General features: G+C 61.1%; 1 protein-coding gene. It reads left to right on the top strand.

Annotated features, from left to right (window positions below):
- Positions 1-40: 40 nt before the first annotated feature.
- Positions 41-1,516 (top strand): THUMP-like domain-containing protein, encoded by a 1,476-nt coding sequence (locus B3C64_RS03655; RefSeq protein ID WP_291533823.1) that lies wholly within the window; start codon positions 41-43, stop codon positions 1,514-1,516.
- Positions 1,517-1,632 lie beyond the last annotated feature (116 nt).

Genomic DNA, 1,632 nt, shown 5'->3' with positions numbered 1-1,632 from the left:
CGGCGTGCCGAATCCTGCGACGGAAATCGTCAACGACGATATGCGCGCCTTCATTGCCGCGCATCGGCATGAAAACGTGACCGGGCTCGCGCTCAAAGCCAAGCGGACGGACCTTTTCGACATGCCCACAGCGCTCGACCAGATCGAGGGATGGCAGATCGCCGGCAAGAAACTGCCGCAATGGGCCGCATGCGACGGCATCATCTATCCGCCGCATATCTCCATGGAACAATGCTCGTCGCAGTTCACGGCGCTGTACAAGGCCGAGATCGCGCATCGTCTGCTGTGCGGCGCGGGCACAGATACGGTGCCGGAATCAAGCATGGTGGATCTGACTGGTGGATTCGGCGTCGATTTCTCCTTCCTCGCACGCGAATTCGCGCGCGCCACCTATGTGGAGCGGCAGGCGCGTCTATGCGCCATCGCGGCGCACAATATGGCCGAATTGGGGCTTTCGCATGCGCGAATCGTGCAGGGTGACGGCGTCGAGTACTTGCGTGCGATGCGTCCGACGACGATGATCTACATCGATCCGGCCCGCCGCGACGAGCATGGCGCGCGTACCTATGCGATCGCGGATTGCACGCCGAATGTGCTGGCATTGCGCGATCTGCTGCTCGCCAAGGCGCGATTCACGCTGATCAAGCTTTCGCCGATGCTGGATTGGCGCAAGGCTGTCGCGGATTTCGGCGGTGCCGTGCGCGAAGTGCACATTGTGTCGACCGGCAACGAATGCAAGGAACTGCTGTTGGTGCTTGCGGCCGATGGCGGTGCTCATGCGGAGAACGGCGCGAATACTGCCGCTGCCGTATCTGTGGAGGGGATGATTGGCGTGGATCGCGCTGATGGCGCGGATGGTGCAGAACGCGCTGGTAGTGCGGATGGTGCGGATGGTGCAGAACGCGCGAATGATGTAGATGGCGTGGAAGATGCTGGTAGTGCGGGTAGTGTGGATGGCGCGGATAGTGTGTGGTCTGCGCATGCCATGATTGCTGGACGAACCGCGAAATCCGTATCTGCGGACGCCTCATCTTTCGCTGTGGACTGCGGTTTTGCGCCGCACGTATACTGCGTGAACGACGGTCAGCGAATCGATTATGATGCCGCGGTGTATACGCGGGGTCTGCGCATCGGCACCGCGCCGTTGCCGCCGGTGCGCTTCCTGTACGAACCGAATGCGTCGATTATGAAGGCCGGATGCTTCGACCTGATCGAGGAGCGATTCGGCGTGACGCAGATTGGTCCGAGCAGCCATTTGTTCGTGTCCGATACGGCGATCGCGGATTTTCCGGGACGCGGGTTCGTCGTCGAAGCGATGGGCGGCATGGGCAAGAAGGAGGTCAGGCGGTTGCTGAATGGTACCAAGCGCGCCAATATCGCGGTGCGGAATTTCCCGCTGACCGCTCCGCAGTTGCGGAAAAAGCTCAAGCTCGCGGATGGGGGAGATGTTTATCTGTTCGGCACCACGATGCAGGGCGGAGAGCATATGCTGATTCGCACGAAGAAGCTCGCCTAGGCAGGTGCGCGGCCGTTTTCTCCACCGGCTGGCTGATTTGGCCGTGTGGCTGTTCCATGAGCAGGCACCCTTCTCCAGTGGCTGGCTGTTTTGGTCGTGTGAGTGGCCTGTGAACG

Source organism: Bifidobacterium sp. UBA6881 (assembly GCA_002451435.1).
Classification (GTDB): Bacteria; Actinomycetota; Actinomycetes; order Actinomycetales; family Bifidobacteriaceae; genus Bifidobacterium.
Note: the sequence above shows the minus strand (reverse complement) of the source record. Positions and strands in the feature narration are given on the sequence as shown.

What these genes read in the sequence shown, in the direction of transcription:
- B3C64_RS03655 (WP_291533823.1), top strand. Translation starts at nt 41, where the DNA reads ATGCGCGCCTTCATTGCCGCGCATCGGCATGAAAACGTGACCGGGCTC.